Origin of the sequence: Streptomyces sp. NPDC058964, from assembly GCF_042741275.1 — a bacterium.
Classification (GTDB): domain Bacteria; phylum Actinomycetota; class Actinomycetes; order Streptomycetales; family Streptomycetaceae; genus Streptomyces.
On record NZ_JBHYKH010000545.1, the window covers coordinates 1 to 5,970 of the forward strand.

Consider the following 5,970-nt stretch of genomic DNA (forward strand, 5'->3'; position numbering starts at 1 on the left):
ATTGACCGGACCACCTACAAGGCCACCATCAGCATCAACATGCTCACAACCGACCCTTGACGCGGCCCAGACCGCCCTAACTGAACAGCGTTGCTGCTAGAAGCCCAGGCCAGCGAAGAGGACGGCTAGTCCAGCGTCCGACTCCTGGGCGGGTGATCGCAGCGCCTAGGCAGGCGGTCGTACACCTCGCCTCATGACCGGCCGGCGGCCACGGAGCATTTATGGACTCAGTAGACTTTTCCTAGGTCGAAGAGCCCGTTGACCAGCAGCAATGGATGAGCCCCAAGCGGCCTCCGGGGTCGTGCGCTCCCAGGTACCCCGCCGGACGACACTGCAGATGTAGCGTTACGCCCAGTGCAGACGACCCGCCAAGGGAACCACCAGTGTCAGTGTCGAGGACACTCGTAAGTTGCGAAACTGGGGCGTCACCACACGCGTCGAGTGGGAGTCAGGCTGGCCTCACCGCCGCTCGATACGGGGCTCCTCGCATGACCGAAGACGAGCCTTGACCTGAGTAGCTGTCGCAGCCCAATGGAGAACTTCGGTCGCTCTAAGGGCGGAACAGACGAGGTCGGGAAAGATGGACGGTCACCCCCGCGCGGTTGTAAAGGCACTGTGGTGGGGGCTGGTGCAAACACAACGATGGGAGGCAAGGGAGCTTATGTTCGGGCTGTACGCCCCCACCGAGAGGTCCTCATCTGGCCGATAGGCACACGGCTGTCAGTCCCATCAGGTAGAACCAAGGGACGCGCGCAGGACGGCCGCGTTGGAGCCAGCAGCTTGGGGTGTGGGGATGAGCGAAGGTACACAGCAAGGTCTGCACGGCAAGGACTACGCAGTCCGGGAGCTCTTCACCAAACAGTACGTGCTGGAGTCCTACCAACGGGAATACACATGGGAGCGGCGCCACGTCGTGGAGCTCGTGACCGACCTGGCCAACGCCTTTCTGCGTGACTGGCGGGTCGATCACGACGGACAGCACTACGCACTGTACCGCCCCTACTTCCTTGGCCCCTTCGTCTGCCACAACGTCGGGGTTAAGAAGAACCTCATTGACGGACAGCAGCGCTTCACAACGCTACACCTTCTCCTCATGCATATCGAGCGACTACTCAAAGAGCAGGGAAATGAAGGCGCTGCGGGGATGGTCGGCGGCATGGTCCGAAGGTATGCCGCCGGGCAATACCACTACACGATTGATGTGGAGGAACGTCGGGCATGCCTGGAGGCGCTTCGCGCCGGGACCGATTTCGACCCCACTCCAGCCACAGTGTCAGTGCAGAATTTGTGGGAGCGAGCCCAGGACGTAGCCGAGGCCCTGCCCGCAACACTGCAAGACGAATGTCTGCCCATTTTCGCAGACTGGTTGGCCGACCGGGTCTTTCTCGTCGAGATTGCCGTTGACGATCGAGATCTCGGCTGGGAGATCTTCGAGACCATGAACGATCGTGGCGCCGGCCTCACTTCCCTCGATCTCTTGAAGAGCTTCGTGCTATCTCAGGTAGACCGGGGTCAGGAGCAGATCAACGCCGCCTGGCGAAAAATGGTCACTGACCTTAGTGCTTTCGGACGGCACCACCCAAGCAAATTTTTTGAGACGCTCTTCCTCGCCCGATACGCAGCCGCAGACGGGAGCGATGACGAAAAAATCGAGCGAGCCTTCCATGAGTGGGTACGTAACCAGCCGGAACGCGTCGGAATGAAGCGTCGGGGCCAGGATTACAGCGACTTCGTCCTCAACACGATCGCCCGCGCCGCCGAGCAGTACCGTCTCCTCCTTGAGGCCGCCCGCACTCGCACACCCGATTTGCACACTGTCTACTACAACGCTTCAAACGGAATCGATTCTCAATTCCTCCTCATTCTGGCAGCGATAAAACTAGAAGACTCGCCTCAGGTAGTTCGCGATAAGGCCAGAATCGTCGCCAATTATCTCGACCTACTCTTCATTCTTCGCATTACCAACAATGACAGCGCTGTACAGGCACAGGATTTCAGAGAGGAAGTACAACGCCTGCTCCCAGAGGTCCGGCAGGCGTCGTCGATCGAAGATCTGAGTAAACTCTTCGGTCGCGAGGCAGCAAGCCTTCCGGACGGGTTCACGGGCGTGGAGAAACTTAGCCTACACAACAACCGCAAGCATATTCGCTATCTACTCGCCCGACTCACTGCATTTGTCGAGACCGAATGTGGCCGACCAGATGAAGTGGATCGCTATCTGGGGTTGCCCGTCGCCGCGGCCGGAGAATCTCCCCCATGGGAGATCGAACACATCTGGGCCAACAAGTACAGCCTGCACGTTCAAACCGGTGTTGCGAACGAAGAAGACTTCAAGCGGGAAAGGAATCGCCTGGGCGGCTTGCTTTTGCTGGAAAAGTCAACTAACGCCAGTTTCGGTGCGGATATCTATGGCGAAAAGTTGCCTCACTACTTCCGCCAAAACATCCTGGCTGCGTCATTGAATCCCGGTTCCTACAAGCGAAATCCCGCATTCGCAAAGTTCCGGAAGAAGTGGAGCCTCGAAAACTCCTTCATTCCATATCCTGACAGTTTCGACAAGAAAGCGATCGACCAGCGAGGCACGCTCTATCGACAACTATGTGAACGAGTATGGCGAATCGACCAGCTCGGTTTCATTGAGGCTGCAGTGTTGCCTGCAGCGCGAACGAGTTCGACGCAGCGAAAGAAGCCCCGCTACGGCGTACAGATCGCTGACCTGATGCGTGTAGGCATGCTCAGCGAAGGGACCAAGCTGCGCGGTGAACTCAAGCGTGCACGACGGGTGTTCGAGGCGACTATCACCAGTAGCGGCAAGATCCGCCTCGAGTCGAGCGGTGAGGAGTTCAAATCTCTCTCGGCCGCCGGCGCCGCCGCCACTGGCAGTGTGTCCAGCGCAGGATGGGATTTCTGGCAAATCTCCCAGCCTGATGGCAACCACGTTCCACTCGCGGTGATCCGAAAGCAGGCGATCGAACGAGGATTGCTCGATCAGAACCCCTGACTCTCGGCTGCCCGCCCACAGCTTCGATCTCTGGTTGCCTCAGTGTTGTACGGCCCTACAGTGGCATGGCCCACCCGTGGACGAGAAGTCGCCGAATACGCCAGCCTAGTGCTGTGACCTGGAGTGATCCGACAAACCTCATCGGCCTCCGGAGCCGTGTGCGCAGGTTCGAATCCTGCCGGGGGCACTCGCCCGTCAGAGACCCGAAAGTGTGGTCTGACCAGGGCGGATGCCGACAGAAGAAGGCGGGAGTCAGTCTCACTGACTACCGCCTTTTCTCACTCTCTCTCGCTGGTTGTGCGTGAGGAGTGCGTGAGCCATACGCGAGCGGTGGGCCTGCTTCGTCGCGCACCGAGGAGAGGCGGCCCGCTCATATTGGGAGGCGGCCGCAGACCTGGGGTTGCCAGAATGGCCGCTATGGCACGACGGCAAGCCCCTGAGTACGCCTGGCCCGGTCACCTAATTCGAGGTCACACGGGACAGCGCCTCGTCTATCTGGACCTCAACCATTGGATCAGCCTGGCCAAGGCCGCTACGGGACACCGGACCGGGGGGATCTACCAGCCGGCGCTCACTGCGGTGCGGGATGCTGCCCTTGGTGCCCTCAGGGCGCTCACCGTTGCGAGCGCCCTGAGATGCACTGCTACCGCAGACTCACCAAATGAGATGACGTCTAAAGCGAGGCGTTGCCCGCCCGGCAGCCACTAGATGTCACGATCCGGCACTCGAACATCCCGAGGAACAGCCGCTCTCTCGGGACACCCTTAGCAAGGGATTAGGCAGCCATCATGGGGCGAGCCTCGAAGATCGGGGCCCACATCGGGCTATTGCGGGCAGGTCCAGAGACTGCCCGATTCGCGACCAGCGTACGGGCCCCGATCTCTCGCCCCATGGCAGCTCCAGCCCAAAGCCGCTCCCGCCGACCTCATCGGGCCCGTGTGCGATCGTCACGTTGAGCCGTCAGCCGAGGGGGAACGCTCGCGAGGGAGCGCCCCGCAACGCGTGGCTGCGGGGCGCCGATCCACTTTCACAACGGGCCCTAGTGGGGTTTAGTCGACCGTCTGCCCGTCGTGCATACCGCCCCTGCAGGTCGGGAGCACGGGTGTCGACCGATCGATCGTTCCGCCGCCGTCCGTGCACTCACCCGGGGTGACGCTGGCCGGGGTGAAGCTGGCCGGGGTGACGCTGCCGGCGGTGGCGGTGGCGGCGCCTGTGAGACCGAGTCCGGCGAGGGCTGCCGTGGCGAAGACTGCGGCGAGGATTCGTCGAATGCGCATTTGGTTCGCCTTTCACAGATTGCCTCGGTTGGGGCACTAGCCAGCTTGATCTTCACCCATATGGGTGGCACGTCATGTTGGGCCATTCGGGTGACAGTGTTGTCGGGTGCGGGGTCGGTGACGCGACCCGTCAGAGCGGATGGAAGCCCGTGCCACATCCGTGCCAGAAAGAGCGGATCCCAGCGGTCAAGAGCAGTCAAGCGCGACGCCTCGCGATTAATCACCAGAGGCCGTTTGCGCTGGTCAGCGTCAACCCCCTCCGTGACGGGTGCATCGTCGGAACTGATATGACAAGGACATGTCTTGATCATTTTGGATACGTGCATCTTGCGCGGATGCGGTCTAGGCAGCAGCAGCGCAGATCTCCTGCGGACAATCCGTGGATCGGGTATTCAACGGGTGGCAGTCCCTTGGGTTGCCATGGAGGAACTTGCGGCACAACACGCCGTGAAGTATGTAAAACAGTACGAATCTGCCGCAGCTGCCTTGGAATCCCTCAGGAAACTCACACCATGGTCTGGTGTTCCGGAGCTTGAAGAGTGTGACCTCGATCGCGTGCGCGAGCACTGGCGTCGGGAGTACGGATCGATCGTCGATGTCATTCCGACGAGCGAGGAGGCCCTACGTGAGGCAGCCTTCCGGGAAGCCAACGGGCTTGCCCCATCGAAGATCGCCTCCAGCGGCAGCAAGTCAGTAAAGACCGGTTACCGCGATGCCGCCATTTGGATGTCAGCCATCGAATACGGGCGTCAGCACCCTCAGGAGACTGTCTACTTCGTCAGCTCGAACACAGAGGACTTCGGCGATGGCACCTCCTACCGTCATCCCATGTCCAATGATGTCGTGGGCCTGGGAAGCCGTTTCGTGCATCTAACTTCGCTGGACCAAGTCGTGTCGCGGTTCACTCACCCCGCCGAGGTCGATGATCAGCAGGTTCAGGCGGCTCTCGCTCGTTCTACCTCTCTTATCGCCAAAGCCGCGTTTGAGGACGACGACATGACCAAAAACCTGCGATCGGGTGGGTTCGAGTGCATCCTCGCTCGTCGCCACCTTCCCTGGGCAGACGAGCTGGCAGGGCGAGCGCTGGCGTGGGTAAGACCGCCCGACGGGGTCGAGGTTGGTCCTCTTCGGGACGTAAACGCCTATCGGATCGGCGATCGTGAGTGGTTTATCGCGACGGTCCGCTGGCACCTGGCTGGACCAGCAGTTCTCGACCCCGGGGAGGATTTCGTTCGCTGGAGGAGTCACGACGAAACGGCCACCATCGGTTGCAGCTGGGAGACCAAGGTGCTTGGCACCCTCGACGAAGAGGATTCCCGCTTGGTTGTCCTGAGGAGTTCGGCCCCCCGAGCTCTACTGCCAGAGGAGTTCGAACGGCTCTCGGCCGATGACACGATGACCGTCGACTCGATCCAATATGCGCTGGAGAGAGTCCTTCACGCCGGCGTCAGCGAGAACAGCCCGCAGGGGATTCAGTGGCAAATGCTAGTGCCCAGGCAGGGAGCAAGCTACTTGGAAAGCCTGCTCGCCGAAGCAAGGCAGCAGTACCGAACAGGGAGACCCTCGTTGGTCTGGGAGCAGCAGGGATAGCAACCATTAAGGGCTGTCCCGTAACCCCTGGTCAGGGGTGAGATGATCTTGGTGTGGCTGGTGTGATCACGGCGTCGGAGCCGTCTTGGATAGCCCCGTTCA

General features: G+C 60.7%; 3 protein-coding genes and 1 tRNA gene. 3 read left to right on the forward strand and 1 reads right to left on the reverse strand.

The window, feature by feature from the left end:
- The first annotated feature begins 793 nt into the window (after window positions 1-793).
- Both ACFW2E_RS39710 and ACFW2E_RS39715 read left to right on the forward strand, forming a co-directional pair.
- The gene (locus tag ACFW2E_RS39710) at window positions 794-3,001 is read left to right on the forward strand and encodes a DUF262 domain-containing protein (protein ID WP_384474812.1); all 2,208 of its coding nucleotides are present in this window, start codon (window positions 794-796) and stop codon (window positions 2,999-3,001) included.
- Between the two features lie 103 nt (window positions 3,002-3,104).
- Window positions 3,105-3,188 (forward strand) — tRNA-Arg (locus ACFW2E_RS39715).
- Between the two features lie 862 nt (window positions 3,189-4,050).
- Here ACFW2E_RS39715 and ACFW2E_RS39720 read toward each other — a convergent pair.
- On the reverse strand, window positions 4,051-4,278 hold the full coding sequence (locus tag ACFW2E_RS39720) for a hypothetical protein (protein WP_384474814.1): 228 nt from the start codon (window positions 4,276-4,278) through the stop codon (window positions 4,051-4,053).
- A 312-nt stretch (window positions 4,279-4,590) separates the two neighbouring features.
- Here ACFW2E_RS39720 and ACFW2E_RS39725 point away from each other — a divergent pair, with 312 nt between their 5' ends.
- Window positions 4,591-5,868 (forward strand): PIN domain-containing protein, encoded by a 1,278-nt coding sequence (locus tag ACFW2E_RS39725; RefSeq protein ID WP_384474817.1) that lies wholly within the window; start codon window positions 4,591-4,593, stop codon window positions 5,866-5,868.
- Window positions 5,869-5,970: the final 102 nt, after the last annotated feature.